We start from the raw sequence: 17,503 nt of genomic DNA on the forward strand, positions 1-17,503 counted from the left end.
AAGTATCGGTATTAGCGCGCATGCAGACAAACGATAAAAAATTTTCTATAGTTAAGTTTTTCTTAACTGTAGTTTGGGATGAATTTACCTTCACTGAAAAGCTTAATGTACTTTAGATACGCTGCTAACCTCGGCAGTTTTAAGCAAGCTGCTGAACAGCTATTTGTAACACAAGCTGCAATAAGCCAGCAGATCCGAGCGTTAGAAGAGCACTTAGAGTGCCAGCTATTTGAACGGCAAACTCGTCAAGTGACTTTAACGAGCCAAGGGGAACAACTGTTGCCTTACTTAAATCAGGCATTTGCCAAGATTGAGGATGGTGTACAAAAGTTGGCTAAAGATCCTTACCCAAATACACTGAATTTGTCGGTGCTGCCTTCGTTTGCCGCCTGTTGGCTGCTGCCAAGGATCAATGAGTTTCAAAAAGCACACCCTGAAATAAAGTTGCGTATTGATCCTAGCGATTCGCATGCAAATTTTGAAGCCGATGAAACGGATTTAGGGGTGCGGTTTGGTCAGGGTGCATATGCGCAATTACACAGCGAGTTACTGGGAGATGACCAGATGTTGCTGGTATACAAACCTGGCCTGCTTTACCCCACGCAACCACTTGGTTCCCAGTTGCTGGCAAACAATTTAATCATGGACATCTGTCCTGATGCGGAGCGAGCGTGGCAAGTTATACTTGAAGAACATAATGTTAACAATGAACAGGTGCCTCATTTCTTGGAGATAGATAACGCTGCGCTGGTGGTGCAAGCCGTGTTAGCAGGTCAGGGAATTGGCATGGTAAGGCGGCGTTTGGTTGAGCAACAGCTGTCGTTAGGTCAACTGCAGATATGGCCTGATTTTGAACTGCAATGCGACTATCAATATTTCTTGGTAGGGCCTCAAAAGCACTTTTCTTGGCCAAAAGTGCAGGTATTTAAACGTTGGTTAGAAGGTCAATTTGAGCAGCCATATTAATAGCACATTAATATGGCTGTAGTCAGTTTTGCTTATGAGCAAGTCAGTGAATGGAGCGTATCTACTTTTTCCATTAAGGTTCTGTTGTCTAGTTGGGCTTGAACTACAGCGAGTGTGTGCCAGCCGGTCTCGGTTTTATAATCAAGCACGCCTTCCCCTTGCAACCAATCAGGGCCTAGCAAAATGCGTAGTTTAATGTTTTTGTATTCTTTTGATACGCCATTGAACAACACTTTTGAAGCACAATAGCCGTCTGCAACAAGTAGGATTGAGCGTTTAGATTGTTGAGTTACGAGGTGCCAATCACCTTTTATAGATGAATCGATATTTTGCTGTGGGCCGTTGTTTATATTGATTTGGCCTAAGCCAGTTAGCTCGTTGTTCTGTGTATCTATAAATAGCTGTAAGGTTAAAGCGGCGTAATTTTCACTCGCTTCTTTTGACGCGATAAGATAAGTGACAGGAAATAGTCCAGCGTTTTCTTCATTGAGAGCAGTCATGGTGCGTTCCTTTGTTATCGTTTTAGACCATACTTTTCGCTGGAAGAGTTCCAGTAAAAAGTGGTGTGGTTAAAATTTATACAGCTTGTTTTTTGTTGTAAATTACACGCAATTACACTTTGCACAATTTAGCTTTGGATAATGATATTATGCAGGTCATTAAATTTGGCATTATGATTGCTGAACTAGCGTATGTGGTAGAGTTAACTGTGCATAGTGTAGTCGCTGTGATGAAGTAAGTGGGGCGTAAAATGCGTAGGCTAGTAAGTTTTACAATATTGTTTTTATTGCTTTTGTCAGGATGTGGACAAGAGGTAAAGTTACTCAATGAGGTGGTGCATCAGTTTGGTTCTGAACAACTCATTATTGGTCAAATTTCTGACGATGGCAGGCTAGCCCTAACAGTGGATAGCTCAGAGCAGGTGACATTGTGGAGAACAGCCTCAAAGCAGCTTGAGTATCGTATTCCTCAAAAAGAGCTCATAAAACCCGTCCGCCATGCATTGCTTTCAGACGATAACTCCCTTTTATTGGTGGCCAACTACGATACGCTCGGTGTTTGGTCAGTTGCTGGTAAAGCGTTTATTCATAAAGTGCAATTTTCGGGTGTTGATCCGATGGCAACGATCAGTCGTATCGCGATTTCTGCAAATAACGATCGTGCACTGGTTGCTATGAATGATGGCTCCGTCAATATGGCTGATTTAAATACGCGCTTAAATAACCGTTTTAAGCCGCATTCAAGGCCTATTGATTTTTTAGCCTTTGATAATCAAGGGGCGCTTTTTTTAACCGGTGCACAAGATGGTAAAGTCGCGCTATGGCGATTTGGATCGCCCAAGGCAGTGTTTGAGCAGGAATTTGCGCATCGTATAACGAGCCTAACCACAGATCGTAGCTTTTCGCGTTTTTTTGTATCAGATGGACTTAATGCACAGCATATTAAGACACTTGTAAGCGGAACAGAAATTATCAAATTGAATTACACGGCGAGGTTTAAAGTATTTAGGAAATCTTTGTTTGTACCGACTCAACCCCTGTTAGCAACGTCGTCGTCAAAATCACATTTATCTCTATGGCATACTGAAACAGGAGATGAACTCGGCACTTGGACAATTAGTACGATACGAGATGGCGCGACTATTTTAGCAATGCATGCGACAACGACAGGCACTTTATACACGCTGAATAGTGATGGCATGTTGCAAAGCTGGGACTTAAACGCACTGAAGGCTTTATAAATGTTTGCTAAGTTGAAATTTCTACTACTTTCCAGTGTTGTAAGCTTGTTACTCGGCTGTAGTGAGCCGAGCCAAATTACTGCGCATAGCTTGCATCAATTTAGTGATGCGCTTGTACTAACAGGACAAATTTCAAAAGACGCAAACTATGTGATGTTGGTTGTGGAAGGGCCTAACCTAGCTATTTGGCGCACCCAAGATAAACAAGTGGCTTTTAGTTTGAGTGAATCTCAGCTACCAAAGAACATTCGCGCCGTAAAACTTGATGTGGAGCAAAAGCTATTACTTGTTGCAGGTGACAACATACTGCAGTTTTGGCGATTATCAGATGGTGTTTTGATAGATACAATCAAAGCCGATGGCGCAGATGTATTAGCACGGGTGTCATCGCTATCATTGGCAAAGAAAGGGCAAATGATAGGAATAGGTTTCACGGATGGTTCAATTTCTCTATATAGCCGTACAACAGGAAAAATTAAACAATTTATGCCTCATACGAGTAACGTTATTGCGATTGAATTTTTTGCAAACAATGAGCGTGTGATCAGTGCTTCGCATGATGGTTCTGTTAAAGGATGGCATACGCATACTGGGGATGTACATTTCGAAAAAGTGTATAGCTCGCGTGTTAGCACGCTAGCTGTGTCTGAAGCGCTTAATCAAGCTTTTGTGTCTGACGGTTTAAAAACGCAGCAGATCCTCGGTGCGGATAATGGAGAAGTGTTAGCACAGCTGGACTATGTTGCACGATTCAAGTGGTTTCGAAAAGCGCTGTTTATTCCATCGCAGCCTTTTATCGTGACTTCTTCAACAAAATCAGAATTAAGCTTGTGGAACCGAATATCGGGAAAAGAGCAACGGACCTGGCACATTGATGCGCACAGCCTTGGGACGATGCTGCTAGATATGGTAATTGTTGACGGGCAACTCCATACGCTCAGTAGTGAAGGCATATTAGAAACATGGCAGTTAGACTCAATACTTCCGAATACCTAAAATAGTTCAATAAATTAAAAACTTAGAATGACTTATAATTTGACTGTTAGCCAGAACCTTATGCGATTAGAAAAATACCTACTTAGTGTGTTTGCGTTGACGTTGTTGCTCACTGCACAAAGTGTCATTGCGTATGGCAGCATAAACGAAAAGCATTGCTTGCGATTTGATAATGAAGCTCAGGAAATAAAACGAAAGCTCAATGGAAAAACACGAGATACAAGCGCGCTAAATCGTTTACAACGCTTAGAAGAGCGGTTGAGAGTATTTTGTAGTGACTATGGTTATGGTCAGTTACAAACAGACACTCAAATAAAAGAAGTCGTGAATAAACCCATTTTACAAGTCGCAGCAGCCGAACTTAAACCCGCGCAAGTCAGCTATCAAAACGATGCAAAGCAAAAAGCGTGGCTCAACTTTTACCAGCCCTCAGCACGTTGCATGAAAGCGCATAAAAGTGTTCAAGATAGGGTATTTTGTGATGGGGAACAATCACAAAAGAAAGAGGCTTTTGAGCAGCAATGGCAGCCGGAAGAGGTTGAGCAAATTAGCACTGTAAAAACTGATAGTGTGAAAACACAATCTGCACCAGCAATGAGTGCGGCTCAACCTACTCAAAGCCGTGCTATTGAAGCAAAGTTCAATGACACAACACTTAATCAGCAACAAAGCGCCTTAACACCATTGTGGGTGTATATTGGTCACTATGTGTGGTTCATCCTGCTCGTTGGTGGGGTGATCGTAGTCCTTATCACATTTTGGCCATTTATTATGGCCGTGTATAAGCGGGTGTTTGGCTCATTTGTTTTGCATCGCTATCTAACCCAAGCACTTTCAAATAGTAGATACTTTATTGCTGGGAAGATGTGGTTTGATACGACACAAGGCCGATTGTCGGTAGATAACCTCATCATTTCAAAATATGGTGTGTTTGTTATACAACGTCAGCGTGAAAGCGGTACGATTTGGGTAGATCAACACTCAGATACATGGACGCATCGAGTGGATAACGAACGTTATTATTTCGGCAACCCCATTGAAAGTTTGCAAGCCAAAGTGGATTTAGTAAAAGAATTACTGGATTTACAAAGTCACATATACGGCTTGATTGTCTTTCCAGAAGACAGCGTATTTAAAACGAATGTACCGTATGAAGTATGTGAATATCATTTGTTGCCAAAAAGAATAATGAGAGAGAGCACAACATGCTTTGATAATGTGCAGTTATCTGAGATTAAGGCGTTAGTCGCTCAGTATCAAAGTGACACGTCATTTTGGCAAAAGTTTAAATTTACGACAGCACAGCGTACCTAGTGGTTCTAATGATAGCTCAATAAACGGCTAGTAATGTACAACTCTAGACTACCGTTACCGGTAATCTAAAGTTGTCATCAAGCATTGCTTAATTAGCCTCAATTTTGAAATTCGCTTATCCAAAGTTGAGGCTATTTAATCAAGCAGTTAATTCTAGTTAATAGCTCAGCTGGCGGCGTTTCTCGCACGTCATTTAAATACTCTTCAAAAGGTGGAAAGTCAGCAAGTTCAACGTTACTATTTGGTAACCACTGACCAAATAACCAATCATATGGTTTTTCTAATTCGGTGTAGTCCCCTTTGAATAGCAAACTCACCATTTTGCCCCTTGGCAAAGTAAGTCGTTGCAACTGAGGGTCGGGCAGCTCGATATGCTCATTTGCAATACTCATGCAAGCCATCGCTCTTAGCTCCTCAGTTTTCACGGTTTTAGGATCGTCGTAATAAATACCAAATGATCGAGTTTGTTCATTGATAAGCCCTGCACTACCGCCAAGCATGTATAGTTTTTCAAAAGCTTGCCCTATTTGCATGTAGTCACCTTGGTGAGGGAGGCCAATGAGGGTCAATTCATCATTTTCAATTTGTTCTACGTTGTACATGTGATTATATTCCTTAGATTGAGTAGGATAAAACACAGACTTCTCAAGCTCTATTGCAGTGCGTGTTTGGCGGTACGTATTCGGGGTTTCGCCATAATGCTTGGTAAAAGCTCGGTTAAATGCTTCAACGCTTGCATATTTAACTTTTTCTGCAATTTCGGCTTGGCTTAGTTGGCTGTGTAGTAGTAATGTCGCAGCTTTGAACAAACGCATTCTTCTAACGGTCACGTTTATTGTTTCGTTGGTAAATTCCCTATAAATGCGATGAAAGTGGTAGGCAGACATATGTGCAAGATCAGCCAATGTGTTCACATCTAGATCCATGTCCATGTTTTCATAGACATAGTCAATCACTCGTAGTAATCGTTGTCTGTAGCTGTGCTCGGTTTGGCTTTTGTGTGCCATCGTGATGTCCTCATTTATTCGTTACTATTAACTACAGTGTCATGCGCTGCGCACATAGAGCACTGTGTGTTATAGCGCATTTGGGGTAATGCAAGCCTTTGATTTGAAATAAAGTCATACTTCAAAGATCAACACATCCAATAGGGTTATGTTACACGCGAAGCAACTAAACGAGTAAGATTGTACGTTTATTTGCTGTGCCGACGAAAGAAAGATTAACGCAACCTCAATTGATAATGTTTGCTAAGTTTGACGAGGCGAGGGTAGGTATACACTGCGCGAGTGCTTTAAAGCGCGTATTACATTGTTTAAGTCTGGCAAGCTCTAAATACGCTTTTTACTTCGTCACTGAGCAACCGAATATAGACTTTACACTCAGATTTATTTGATTTAAGTGCGTAGTTTTCAAGTTGTTGAAGGCAATGAGCGCATCTGTCGGCACCGATTGCTTTGGCTGATGTTTTCAAAAAGTGCGCTTCACCTTTTAATTTGTCAAAAGCATCCTGCTGATAGAACAGAGCAATTTTTTGCAAACAATCTTTGGCCTATACAAGAAACTGTCGACGGAAATACGCGATGTCTTCCTTATCATCCCCCAGCAGTTCAAAGATAGTTTGTTCATTTAAAATGAGTAGCTGTTCGTGATCAGTTGTGTTCATACCATTTCCCGATTGTATTTTTAAACTTTTCTAGCTTGACGGGTTTGCTAATAAAGTCTGTCATCCCAATAGACAAACAACGCTCTTGACCGCCCTTCATTGCGGCGCCAGTAACAGCAATAATAGGAATTTGAGGTTTATTTTTCTTCGCTTCATCAGAGCGGATCTGCTTAGTGAGTTCAAACCCATCCATACCAGGCATGTGGCAATCAGTCAGAACAAGCGCATAGTCGCCTTTTTGCCATTTTTTGAAGCCTTCCGTCGGATGCGAGATCACATTGATATCCTAATCGAGACAACTGTTTTATCATTAACTTCTGGTTGAACGGGCTATCTTCAACAAGAAGCAGAGGCGCTTGTTCTTCAGGATCTCGTAAGTCACCTAGTAATGATTCTGCACTATCTAAATCGATTGAAAAGTCACTTTCTTGTAATACAGGCTCTTGGTGAAGAGGTTGACGCTTTAATCTTGATATACATTTGTGCAAGGAATAAAAAGTCAATGTGTTTATATCTAACACGCAAGTTTCTGAAAGTCGCTCTTTGAGTTTATTCAGTACATTACCTTGAGAAAAGGTCAGTAGGCGTACCGTATTATTGAGTTGACTTATTGGCAGAGATGATATGTCTTGCTCTTGGGTTATGAGTGCAATATTCAGTTCGTCAGGGCTACATTTTGACAAATTGGAAAGTGACTCTGTCTCAATTGTTTCAATGAAAAATGATAGTTTATTGGCTAACCATTTGAGTTTGTTTTGGCTATCGGTATTGTAGAATAGCTTTGCTTTAGGGAAGATTGAATGCTTGGTTTGTGTTTTAAAGTTCCAAATTGGCACACTAACAACAAATTCGCTGCCTACATCAGGCTCGCTATTAACGATAATTTCGCCGCCCATGAGCTCAACTAGCCTGCCGCATATTGCCAGCCCCATTCCGGTACCTCCAAGATTTTTTGAGGTTTTTTTGCACCTTAGTATTACGCGTTAGCTTTAATAAACTAATATAGAACAAGGTTTGTAAATTGCTATGTTATGACACTATGAAAAAACCAGGTTTACCTGATAATGAGCACTTTCGTATACAAACATTAAATCAGTTAGGCATATTGGACAGCGATCCTGATCCCCAGTTAGATGCATTGACTGAATTTGTGGCCCATGTTTTTTGCGTACCAGTTGCACTGATCAGCTTGGTTGATAGTGATCGCCAATGGTTTAAATCAAAGGTTGGTCTTGATGCATGTGAAACGTCAAGAGACATTTCATTTTGTGGGCATGCAATATTGGGGGAGGATGTTTTTGTTGTAACTAATGCATTGAGCGATCCAAGATTTAAAGATAACCCTTTAGTCGTTGGTCCTCCGAATATTCGTTTTTATGCTGGCGCGCCACTTGTGCACCCCAATGGATCTGTACTCGGTACGCTGTGCTTAATTGATATTGAGCCTCGAGAATTTAGTCCTGATGATGAGAGAATGCTTAAAGATGTTGCAAATAAAGTCATGAGAGAATTTTGTCAGTGAGTGAAGTCCAGTAAACATAATAATGTAACCTCAGCTGCATATAACTAAATTCGCCCAATGACAATATTGAAGGGAGGCAGCGTTTTTATTTTGAGCGATCAAAAGCCTTATCCGCCCCTTGAGTTAATTTAGAAGAATTAAAAACGAATTTTTGATGCGCTCAACCTCAAAAATCGCTACAATTGTGATTGTATATCATTACCATTTGTAGTTTCTCCTCCGATATTAAGGTTTTCCATCACTAGATGACTGACATTACAACGCATCGTGCTTCTCGTCGCAGGCTACTTATAGCCCTCGCAATTACATGTTCTTTTATGGTCATACAGTTAGTAGGAGCATATTATGCTAATTCACTGGCGGTTTTGGCCGATGCTGGGCACTTATTTGTTCATAACAGTTCTTTGTTTATTGCAGTAATAGCGTCTAGCGTTGCTGTTCATTTAGCCAAGTCTTTTAGTGATGGCTACAAGAAAGCTGAATACATGGGGGGGTTGATCAATGGCATCCTATATTTAGCAATTTCTGTGCTCATTATCGTTGAAGGAACACAGAGAATGCTTGATCATCACGAAGGTCATCATTTAGCAGTTAATTCATACTTAATGTCGGTCATTGCAGCGATAGGTTTTTTGTTTCATGGGCTATCTACCTGGGTGTTATACAAGGGACGAAAAGACAGCATCAATGTTTACGCCGTTTTTTTACATTCCTTTTTTGATTTGCTCTCCACGGTATCGACTTTCATTGCTGGAGTGCTTATTTATGCAACAGGTTGGGAAGTTATTGATATTATTTCAAGCCTGCTTATATCCGCGTTTGTATTATTTACTGGTATAAAAGTGGTAAAAAGCTGCGTAAATGGGCTGTTTTTCGCCAATAATAAGCTGCCAAAAGTACATGAGGTTGAAGCGGCGATACTTGCAACTGAACATGTTGAAAGCGTTCACAATATCACTGCGAGCCAAGTTGATGGCGAACTTGTCATTGGGGCTCATATAGTGCTCAAACATCATTGTACAAAAGAGCTACATGATGCCGCGTGTCGCGCTCAAGTCGAAAATTTATTAAATCAAAGGTTTAATGCGAAGCAGAGTGTTTTACAAATTGAAAGTCACGAATGCCCAGAACACCATGAATATGTATAAAGTACCTTTTTTGGTTGCAATAATGTTTACTTAATAGTTGGCAAATGATAATTATTCTTTTACCTTTAATAGGGTGAAAATGTAGGAACTTCTAGTGCCAAATTATCAATCCAAACTTATACCTTTTGTCGTAACACTCGTATTAGGGGCATTGGGTGGCGCTTCGAATTTATTACCACTGTTTTTTTTAGATTCCTCAGAATTTTTATTCGGTCAGCTTTTTGTTTTGCTATGTTTAGTGCTATTTGGCTGGCAGTACGCATTCTTGGCTGTCGGGATTGGCGCATGTTTCATTTTTTATCGGTGGGGTCATTGTTGGCCGTCCGTTGTTTACGGACTAGAAATAATTTGGCTGCAGCTGTTTTGTGTACAAAAAGGGCGCCCATTTTTTATTCGAGGTCTGGGTTTTTGGTTCGCTATTGGGGTCCCAATTTTATTTATCTTTGGCCACTACCTACTTAACCTACCTAATTTAGTCATTGCTACAGCACTTGCAAAATATTTTATCAATGCAGCGCTCTATTTAGCTGTGGTTGATTTACTCAGCTTTTTTTTGGTTCGCCACCTTTGGCGAGCGCGTCCACTCAACGCTATTTTGAACTATACGGTCAGTTTACTGGTGGTTTTAGTCGTTTTGGTGACGTCGATTGTACTGACTAATAATAGTTTTAGGCGTATTGAAGCTGAAGTCGTAGAGCACCTTGAAAGCGCCACAGGTTCGATAGGTGCGCGAATAAACGATACTTTAAAAGGGTATCAAAGAGCGGTTGTGGGGGCGGCGAAAAGTATTGAGTTTGGTGTTGATAAATCGTATACGCTTAAATCAATGGTCCAGCTACAGCCTGATCTAAAAACTGCCATTTTTGCTAATGAGCAAGGTCTTGCCAAAGTCTTTTATCCTAAGGTATTTAATAATAAGCAAATGGATGAAACAGTGTCGGTACTTGATAGAGAGTATTTTATTCAGGCACCTTTTTATCCGGACGGTTATATATCGCCAATTTTTCAAGGCCGCGGATTTGGTAACGATTTAATCGTCGCGCTGTCGGCTCCTGTCTTTGTCAACCAACAGTTTAAAGGAGTGGTGGAAGCGTCGGTGTTTATGGACTCTTTTGCGAGATACAAGCCGAAAATTATCTCAAACCAAGGTGATCTCATCGTTTTAGACTCCACTAATCAGGTTGTCTTCAGTTCGTTAACATCTGGTTTTTCTGCACTTGATAAGGTTCCTCAGGGAGTGCTTGAAGGTTGGTTTGATATGAGTTTGAATACTTATACAACAGATCAAGGTCGCGTTTACTATCGCTTTGGTTACAAAGTAGAGGGGTTAAATTGGACTGTCGTCACCTTGTTAGAAGCGCATCATGTTCGATTGGCGGCTGCATCGGCTTGGCTTAAGTCGTTGGTTTTAGCGATTGTTATTATTATTCTCAGTAGTGTATTTGTAGGCCAGCTATCACGCTTTCTTGTTAAACCCATATCTGCCTTGAGTGAAGATATTAGCCGATTTGAACCTAGTGAGGGATTAAAAGATTCAGTAAGTGATCAGGCAAGCTATCTAGAAGTGATCACATTGCAACAACATTTCAACCAATTAGCATTTAAATTGACCATGAACTTCTCGAAGTTGAAGATGGCGAATAGTGAAAATGAAGAATTGAATAAGAAGCTCACAAATTTTAATAAAGAATTGGAGCAACAGGTTAACGAAAAAACAGAAGAATTACTTGAAGCTGTGGTAGCTGCAAATAATGCGAGTAAGGCGAAGAGTCGCTTTTTAGCGAACATGAGCCATGAGATCCGAACACCCATGAATGGCATTATTGGCCTCACGGGTATGCTGATAGACCGATGTGATCATCAAGATGAAACTTTTAAGCATCTAGAGATAGTGCATTCCTCAGCGCGAAATTTGCTAACAATTCTGAATGACATACTCGATTATTCGAAAATAGAAGCGGGCGCACTAAAGTTAGACCTACATGCTACAGAACCATATAAAATGTTCGACAGTATTGCTGCGTTATTTCAGCAAGCAGGTCTTAAGGGGCAAGTGAAATTTGATTACGCGTTATCACCTAATTTACCAACATGCCTTTACATCGATTCACTTCGATTGACTCAGGTTGTTAATAACTTATTGAATAATGCAGGGAAGTTCACCGATAAAGGCAATATCAGGTTGGCGGTGCAGTATGAAAATGAAGTTTTAATTGTGGAAGTGTTAGACTCAGGGATCGGTATATCAGCTAAGCAGTTAAAAGTGCTGTTTAATGAGTTTACGCAAGTGGACGTTTCGACGACAAGACGATACGGAGGTACAGGACTTGGGTTGACCATTTCTAAAAGGTTGGTGGAATTAATGGAGGGGCAATTAAGCGTCGAAAGTGCTGAAGGTAAAGGAAGCACTTTTACTATTCGAGTACCAGCCCAAAAAGCCAAAATGTCAGTGAAAGAAAGCGATGAACTCATCATTCCTGACTTAAGTAATCTAGAAGTGTTACTTGTTGAAGATAATATGGTTAACCAAATTGTCGCCGAGAAGTTGCTACAAGATACTCAGTGTAAGTTACATAAAGTATTCGATGGTGTCGAAGCATTGACGCTTTTAGAGTCTCAAAAAGTTGACCTTATTTTAATGGACTGCCAAATGCCAAATATGGATGGTTATGAGTGTACAGCGCATATTCGGCGTGATTCTAACAAATACGGCAACCCCTACATAATTGCGATTACAGCCAACGCTTACAGTGAAGATCGGATCAAATGTATTCAAGTTGGCATGGATGATTTTGTCGCTAAACCAATTGATAAAACGTTGCTATTCAAGGCGCTAAATCGTTTCTTAGATGTGGGTCTCGAAACCTCGGCTGACAAGCCATAACTAGGCTCTCATTTTCGAAACTAGAATCTCATACGGCGTTTTTCCTTTCAAGCCACCATGCGGCCTATGGTAGTTGTAAAACGCCTCCCACTCAGCCAATTTGGCCTCTAAATCAACGTCTCCTTTATAGTTTAATAACTGATAAAACTCTCGTTTATCGGTTAGGTGAGAACGTTCAACTTTACCATTGAGGTTAGGACTAGCAGGCTTGATATACACATGCTGCATTCCCAGATCTTCGCAGTGCCAATGAAACTTAGATTGGAATTCATGGCCATTATCTGTGCGTATCATTTTAATGCGGAAGGGAAACTTACCAACAACGTAATCAATAAAGTCGATAGCACATGCTTGGTTGTGTTTTTCGTAGACTTTTAATGCTCTTATACGTGTAGCATCGTCGATAGCCGTATATTGGAATCTACGAACCTTCCTGCCCGATTTATCTTTGAAGGTAAGAAACTTAACATCAACTTGAACATGGTGTCCCGGGACTTGTTTCTCGTATCGCTTTACCGACTTAACTTGCCGTGTTCTCAAGTTCTGGGGAAGTGGACAAAATTACTTACACTCTGATACAAGAGGGGGATTGTTCTTTACTACTTTTTTGCTGCAGTCATACAGCAAAGATCAATACGCCCTCGTGATAAGCAAATAAAAATTATTATCATTTTTATGTTTTGTAGTTGATAACTATTTTTGTTTAGATTAAACTTCATTCCAGTTAATGTTATTGAGATTGGTTTTCATTCATGTATATCTGTATTTGTCACGGCGTGACTGATAAAAAGATAGTCCAGGCAATTGATGACGGCGCAACGAGTATGCGAGAGTTAAGCAAAGAACTTGGAGTAGGTACGCAGTGTGGAAAATGTACAAACTGTACGAAAAAAATCTTAAACGAAAAGCTGATTGAGATTGTTGATATTACTGATCAAGTTGCTTAATTAACACCTATTCATAAAAAAGGGCCTTGAGGCCCTTTTTTAGTATCTAGACTTCTGTATATCTTACATTTGTGATTGAAGATAGTTCTCGATACCCATTGTTTTGATAAGGCTTTGTTGAGTTTCTAGCCAGTCAATTTGTTCTTCTTGTTCATTGAGAATATTATCAAGTGCTTCGCGTGAAATATAATCGCGTTTTTCTTCAGCCAATTTGATTGCTGATTTCAGATCATCAAGTGCCAGTTGCTCAAATTGCATATTAGCCGCTATCATCTCTTCGCTATTTTCTCCAATACGCAAGCGACCTAAGCTTTGTAGATTAGGAAGACCTTCTAAGAAAAGAATGCGCTCAATCAAGCGATCCGCATTTTTCATCTTTTGAATTGACGTTTTATAATCAGCTTTATCGAGCTTAGTAAAACCAAAATCTTTAAACATTCGAGCGTGTAAAAAGTATTGATTAATACCTACAAGCTCGTTTGCCAATACCGCATTCAATGCAGCAATTACGTCCTTATCACCTTTCATATCAACTCCTAACCAAGCTGTGACTGAATGTAGTTTTGTGTACCAATCTTATCCATAAGGCCAAGCTGTTGCTCTAACCAGTAAACGTGGTCTTCTTCCGTATCAAACAGTAATTTTTCTAATGTTTCACGTGATTGGTAATCTTGTTCTTGCTCACAAATTGCGATTGCTTCCTTTACGCTTTCAACTACTTCGAGTTCCAGCGTTAAGTCGTTTTGCATCATTGAACGGACATCGTGGCCAATCAGTAAGCCTCTGCGTTTTGTCATATTAGGTACGCCTTCAAGGAATAGAATGCGCTTAATTAACCAGTCAGCATGGGTCGTTTCTTCTTCCATCTCATGATTTAAGCGTTCATATAGCTTATTTAGGCCCCAATCATCATACATACGTGAATGAATAAAATACTGATCGATAGCTGCTAGTTCGTTTGCTAGAAGTGCGTTAAACGCATCAATGACTTTTTGTTTGCCTTTCATGGTGACTGCCCAATATAAAATATTTGTCGCCAGTTTATATTATCGGGCTAGCGTGTCAATAAAAAATCTATAAAAATCATATGTTTAAAAATTGATTATGATTCGCATTTGAGTTCATTTTTCTATCAATATGTGTGTTTGCTTAAAAGCCCGATAGTGCAGTTAACTATTGGGCATTTATTTGGTGCGTACTACGAAGCTTGCTTTTTCTTTGAGAAGAATGGATATAGCGTCGGCAGTACAAAAAGAGTGAGTATTGTGGATGTAAGTAATCCACCTACGATGACGGTAGCCAGTGGTTTTTGTATTTCGGCTCCAACTCCGGTTGACAGTAGCATTGGTACTAGCCCAAGCGCCGATGTTAAAGCCGTCATTAACACAGGTCTTAAACGCGATGTTGCGCCATTAATGGCGGCACTGTGTAAGCTCTGTCCACGCTTGATACGCTGATTGATACTTTCGACCATGACGACACCGTTTAGCACCGCAACACCGAATAGTGTAATGAATCCGACAGAGCTTGGCACCGATAAGTATTGATCAAAGAAGTACAAAGAAAACACGCCACCAATGATAGCTAGTGGTACATTAATGAGTATTAGTAGAGCTTGACCAATTGACGAAAAGGCAAAGTAAAGTAGCAGCGCAATCAATAACAAAGATACAGGAATGACAATACTTAAGCGCTTTTGCGCTCTTTGTTGGCTCTCAAATTGCCCGCCAATTTGCACAGAGTAACCTGTTGGTATCGAGATCTTATTGGCAATCTCAGTCTGGATTTGTGCAACAACGCTGCCCATATCTCGTCCTTGTACATTGGCTTGAATAACTACGGTGCGTTGCACGTCATCGCGTCGTACTTGTGGAGGCCCTGCTTGTAAGGAGATATTGGCAATATCACTTAACCTCACCCAAGCACCATTTGGCGCGATTATCCTTAGGTCTCTGATTGTTTGTGCATTGTTGCGAAATTTTTGCTGCAAACGCACATAGATATCATACCTTTCATTGCCATTGATTATTTGCCCTGCCTTTTGGCCTCCAATATTGTTTTTTACCACATCCATGATATCACCTACAGAGAGCCCGTAGCGTGACAGTTGGCGGCGGTTTGGAGTGATAATCAATTGCGCTTCACCTGATATTTGCTCCAATGCGACATCACGGGCACCGGGTATTGTTTTAACTAAAGACTCAATTTGTTGGCCTGTTGTTGATAGCTGCTCAAGATCAGGCCCTTGCAGTTTAATTGCCAGTTGTGCTTTAACGCCAGACAGCAATTCATCAACTCTAGTTGCAATTGGTTGGGAAAAGTTGAGTAAAAGACCTGGAAAATCTTCGAGCTTTTGTGTCATAAGATCTTGCAACTCATATCGGCTAGTTGCACTTGTCCACTGATTAACTGGCTTGAGGCCGATATAAATTTCAATGTTATTGACGGGTTCTGGATCGCCGCCAATTTCCGCCCGACCTATGCGACTTAACGCATAGGTGACTTCTGGAAATGTTAATAATTTTTTCTCCAGTATAGGTGCTACGTCTAAAGCCGTTTCCAAGCTAGCAGAGGGGGCTAAGGTTACGCGTAAATTGAGTGTGCCTTCTTCCAGCTCTGGTACGAACTCAGTACCAATATGGGGCAAAGTAAACAGCGCTGCCATGAATAACGAGATTAATGAAGCAACAACGATTAAGACATTTGACATCGCTTTGCGAACAAGCTTTTTATAAAACGTTTCCAGTAGGTTCAATACGCGATTTTCTCGCACCTTCATTCTAAATTGAAACGCGTAACACGCTAGAGCGGGTACAACGATGATGGCAACGATAATGGCACTGAGCACTGCCAAAATAATACTGATAGCCATGGGTTGAAACAGTTTTGCTTCTACACCTTCAAAACTGAATAAAGGTGTAAAGACAATTAGGATGATCAGTGTGGCAAAAAACACAGGCCGTGCAACTTCCTTTGCAGCCTCTTTGATTGCCGAGCGCTTACGGATCATCTCGTTATTTTTAAGGTGATTAAACATGTTTTCGACCATCACCACTGAGCCGTCCACGAGCATGCCAATAGCAACGGCAATACCGCCTAATGACATTAAATTTGCAGATACCCCTAAGCCAGCCATTGTCATGAGAGCGAGAGTGATAGAAATTGGTATTGAGATGAGCACCAACAGTGTCGCGCGCAAATTCAGCAAAAACAGCGCGAGGATTAAGATAATCAGTATGAATGCTATGAATAGCGCATTGATAACGGTTGATATTGCTTGATCAACTAAATTAGCTTGGTCGTAAAATGGCACAAAGCGAACCCCTTTAGGCAGGGCTGAGTTGATTAGTTCGGCTCGTTGCATAATGCTATCTATGGTTGATTTTGTATTGGCACCCATACGTTTTAGCACGATACCTGAGACAACTTCCCCGAGGTATTCAGGTTCGCCTTTGTCATTACGACGTGTCATCGTTACCGCGCCTTGGCGTATTTCACTGCCTAATTCAACGTTTGCAACGTCAGATACTGTTATCACCGCACCATTGATGGTTTTAACCGGTACTTGTGCAAGTTCTTCAAGACCTTTTTGAGCATGGCTATACCAGCCCACACCTCGCACTACCATTTGCTCTTTACCGCGGCGCATATACCAACCGCCCACGTTTTCATTATTACGTTCAAGCGCGTCAACCACGTCTTGCTGAGTAAGCTCATAAGCGAGTAATTGGGTCGGGTCGATATTAATTTGGTATTGCTTAACGTCGCCGCCAAACGACAGTACATCGGTAACGCCATCTATGGGCATCAAGAGTAGCTTTACAACCCAATCGTTTAAGCTCCTGAGGGTCATTGTATCAAATTGTGTTTTTTCGTCTGCGACGAGTAAATACTGGTATATTTGCCCTAAACCAGAGGTGTTGGGCCCAATTTGCGGGGTTCCGAGCCCTTCGGGAATAAGCTCTTTGGCACTTTGTAAACGTTCGAAAACTAATTGTCTGGCGAAATATATATCGACTCCTTCCTTAAATACGATGGTAATACCTGACAACCCGGTTTTTGATATAGAGCGAACTTGTGCTACATCGGGTAGGGCGTACATTACAGCTTCAATCGGGTAAGTAATGAGCTTTTCGACTTCCTCCGCTGCAAGCCCTGGGGCTTGCGTGTTGACACTGACCTGCACATTTGTCACATCCGGAAATGCATCTAAGTTAAGCTTGGGTAGCACAAATACACTGCTAGACATAAGTAGAACTAGCAATAATAGAACGATTAAGCGGTTATCGACTGACCAATCGATTAAGCGATTAAACATA

At 41.0% G+C, this 17,503-nt stretch carries 16 protein-coding genes and 1 pseudogene; 8 read left to right on the top strand and 9 right to left on the bottom strand.

Translation table 11 applies throughout. The features are described 5' to 3' along the window. Positions 1–105 precede the first annotated feature (105 nt). Positions 106–966, top strand: a complete 861-nt coding sequence (locus ACW689_RS14040; protein WP_476292407.1) for a LysR substrate-binding domain-containing protein — start codon at positions 106–108, stop codon at positions 964–966. A gap of 32 nt (positions 967–998) precedes the next feature. On the opposite strand, the gene ACW689_RS14045 is transcribed toward ACW689_RS14040, so the two are convergent. After that, positions 999–1,466: a DUF1842 domain-containing protein gene (locus tag ACW689_RS14045; protein ID WP_476292409.1), complete on the bottom strand. Its 468-nt coding sequence runs from the start codon at positions 1,464–1,466 to the stop codon at positions 999–1,001. Positions 1,467–1,717: 251 nt separating this feature from the next. Between ACW689_RS14045 and ACW689_RS14050 the strand changes: the two genes are divergently transcribed. From ACW689_RS14050 to ACW689_RS14060, 3 genes are read left to right on the top strand one after another with little or no spacing between them, the layout of a single operon-like run. Beyond that, on the top strand, positions 1,718–2,707 hold the full coding sequence (locus tag ACW689_RS14050; RefSeq protein WP_476292411.1) for a WD40 repeat domain-containing protein: 990 nt from the start codon (positions 1,718–1,720) through the stop codon (positions 2,705–2,707). After that, positions 2,708–3,703: a WD40 repeat domain-containing protein gene (locus tag ACW689_RS14055; protein ID WP_476292413.1), complete on the top strand. Its 996-nt coding sequence runs from the start codon at positions 2,708–2,710 to the stop codon at positions 3,701–3,703. It abuts the gene before it with no gap. A gap of 60 nt (positions 3,704–3,763) precedes the next feature. Further along, positions 3,764–5,017 carry a nuclease-related domain-containing protein gene (locus tag ACW689_RS14060; protein WP_476292415.1) on the top strand — a complete coding sequence of 418 codons (1,254 nt, stop codon included), beginning with the start codon at positions 3,764–3,766 and terminating at the stop codon, positions 5,015–5,017. Between the two features lie 131 nt (positions 5,018–5,148). Here ACW689_RS14060 and ACW689_RS14065 read toward each other — a convergent pair whose 3' ends face one another. The 4 genes from ACW689_RS14065 to ACW689_RS14080 all read right to left on the bottom strand — a co-directional run bounded on the left by ACW689_RS14065 (position 5,149) and on the right by ACW689_RS14080 (position 7,660). Next, positions 5,149–6,024 carry an AraC family transcriptional regulator gene (locus ACW689_RS14065; RefSeq protein ID WP_476292417.1) on the bottom strand — a complete coding sequence of 292 codons (876 nt, stop codon included), beginning with the start codon at positions 6,022–6,024 and terminating at the stop codon, positions 5,149–5,151. Positions 6,025–6,332: 308 nt separating this feature from the next. Beyond that, a complete protein-coding gene (locus tag ACW689_RS14070; protein ID WP_476292419.1) occupies positions 6,333–6,557 on the bottom strand; it encodes an Hpt domain-containing protein in 225 nt (74 codons plus the stop codon). Between the two features lie 112 nt (positions 6,558–6,669). Then, entirely contained in the window at positions 6,670–6,960 is a 291-nt protein-coding gene (locus ACW689_RS14075) for a response regulator (protein WP_476292421.1), read from the bottom strand. Beyond that, on the bottom strand, positions 6,893–7,660 hold the full coding sequence (locus tag ACW689_RS14080; protein ID WP_476292579.1) for an ATP-binding protein: 768 nt from the start codon (positions 7,658–7,660) through the stop codon (positions 6,893–6,895). Before ACW689_RS14080 ends, ACW689_RS14075 begins: the two co-directional genes overlap by 68 nt. A 62-nt stretch (positions 7,661–7,722) precedes the next feature. On the opposite strand from ACW689_RS14080, the gene ACW689_RS14085 reads away from it, so the two are divergent. The 3 genes from ACW689_RS14085 (at position 7,723) to ACW689_RS14095 (ending at position 12,237) form a co-directional block, all read left to right on the top strand. Continuing rightward, positions 7,723–8,205, top strand: a complete 483-nt coding sequence (locus ACW689_RS14085) for a GAF domain-containing protein (RefSeq protein WP_476292423.1) — start codon at positions 7,723–7,725, stop codon at positions 8,203–8,205. A 245-nt stretch (positions 8,206–8,450) separates the two neighbouring features. Continuing rightward, positions 8,451–9,353: a cation diffusion facilitator family transporter gene (locus tag ACW689_RS14090; RefSeq protein WP_476292425.1), complete on the top strand. Its 903-nt coding sequence runs from the start codon at positions 8,451–8,453 to the stop codon at positions 9,351–9,353. A gap of 94 nt (positions 9,354–9,447) precedes the next feature. Further along, entirely contained in the window at positions 9,448–12,237 is a 2,790-nt protein-coding gene (locus tag ACW689_RS14095) for a hybrid sensor histidine kinase/response regulator (protein ID WP_476292427.1), read from the top strand. On the opposite strand, the pseudogene ACW689_RS14100 reads toward ACW689_RS14095, so the two are convergent. Beyond that, a pseudogene (locus ACW689_RS14100) lies at positions 12,238–12,750 on the bottom strand (integrase core domain-containing protein); the annotation flags it as partial. Positions 12,751–12,989: 239 nt separating this feature from the next. Here ACW689_RS14100 and ACW689_RS14105 point away from each other — a divergent pair. Continuing rightward, a complete protein-coding gene (locus ACW689_RS14105; RefSeq protein ID WP_476292429.1) occupies positions 12,990–13,184 on the top strand; it encodes a bacterioferritin-associated ferredoxin in 195 nt (64 codons plus the stop codon). A gap of 63 nt (positions 13,185–13,247) precedes the next feature. Here ACW689_RS14105 and bfr (ACW689_RS14110) read toward each other — a convergent pair whose 3' ends face one another. From bfr (ACW689_RS14110) to ACW689_RS14120, 3 genes are all read right to left on the bottom strand, one after another. Continuing rightward, positions 13,248–13,712, bottom strand: a complete 465-nt coding sequence (gene bfr, locus ACW689_RS14110; RefSeq protein WP_476292431.1) for a bacterioferritin — start codon at positions 13,710–13,712, stop codon at positions 13,248–13,250. A gap of 8 nt (positions 13,713–13,720) precedes the next feature. Then, entirely contained in the window at positions 13,721–14,191 is a 471-nt protein-coding gene (gene bfr / locus ACW689_RS14115) for a bacterioferritin (RefSeq protein WP_476292433.1), read from the bottom strand. A gap of 191 nt (positions 14,192–14,382) precedes the next feature. Next, on the bottom strand, positions 14,383–17,502 hold the full coding sequence (locus ACW689_RS14120; RefSeq protein WP_476292435.1) for an efflux RND transporter permease subunit: 3,120 nt from the start codon (positions 17,500–17,502) through the stop codon (positions 14,383–14,385). Position 17,503 lies beyond the last annotated feature (1 nt).

Source organism: Pseudoalteromonas sp. ABE4_541 (genome assembly GCF_056312285.1).

What these genes read in the sequence shown, in the direction of transcription:
- ACW689_RS14040 (WP_476292407.1), top strand. Translation starts at nt 106, where the DNA reads ATGTACTTTAGATACGCTGCTAACCTCGGCAGTTTTAAGCAAGCTGCT.
- ACW689_RS14045 (WP_476292409.1), bottom strand. Translation starts at nt 1,466, where the DNA reads ATGACTGCTCTCAATGAAGAAAACGCTGGACTATTTCCTGTCACTTAT.
- ACW689_RS14050 (WP_476292411.1), top strand. Translation starts at nt 1,718, where the DNA reads ATGCGTAGGCTAGTAAGTTTTACAATATTGTTTTTATTGCTTTTGTCA.
- ACW689_RS14055 (WP_476292413.1), top strand. Translation starts at nt 2,708, where the DNA reads ATGTTTGCTAAGTTGAAATTTCTACTACTTTCCAGTGTTGTAAGCTTG.
- ACW689_RS14060 (WP_476292415.1), top strand. Translation starts at nt 3,764, where the DNA reads ATGCGATTAGAAAAATACCTACTTAGTGTGTTTGCGTTGACGTTGTTG.
- ACW689_RS14065 (WP_476292417.1), bottom strand. Translation starts at nt 6,024, where the DNA reads ATGGCACACAAAAGCCAAACCGAGCACAGCTACAGACAACGATTACTA.
- ACW689_RS14085 (WP_476292423.1), top strand. Translation starts at nt 7,723, where the DNA reads ATGAAAAAACCAGGTTTACCTGATAATGAGCACTTTCGTATACAAACA.
- ACW689_RS14090 (WP_476292425.1), top strand. Translation starts at nt 8,451, where the DNA reads ATGACTGACATTACAACGCATCGTGCTTCTCGTCGCAGGCTACTTATA.
- ACW689_RS14105 (WP_476292429.1), top strand. Translation starts at nt 12,990, where the DNA reads ATGTATATCTGTATTTGTCACGGCGTGACTGATAAAAAGATAGTCCAG.
- bfr (WP_476292431.1), bottom strand. Translation starts at nt 13,712, where the DNA reads ATGAAAGGTGATAAGGACGTAATTGCTGCATTGAATGCGGTATTGGCA.
- bfr (WP_476292433.1), bottom strand. Translation starts at nt 14,191, where the DNA reads ATGAAAGGCAAACAAAAAGTCATTGATGCGTTTAACGCACTTCTAGCA.
- ACW689_RS14120 (WP_476292435.1), bottom strand. Translation starts at nt 17,502, where the DNA reads ATGTTTAATCGCTTAATCGATTGGTCAGTCGATAACCGCTTAATCGTT.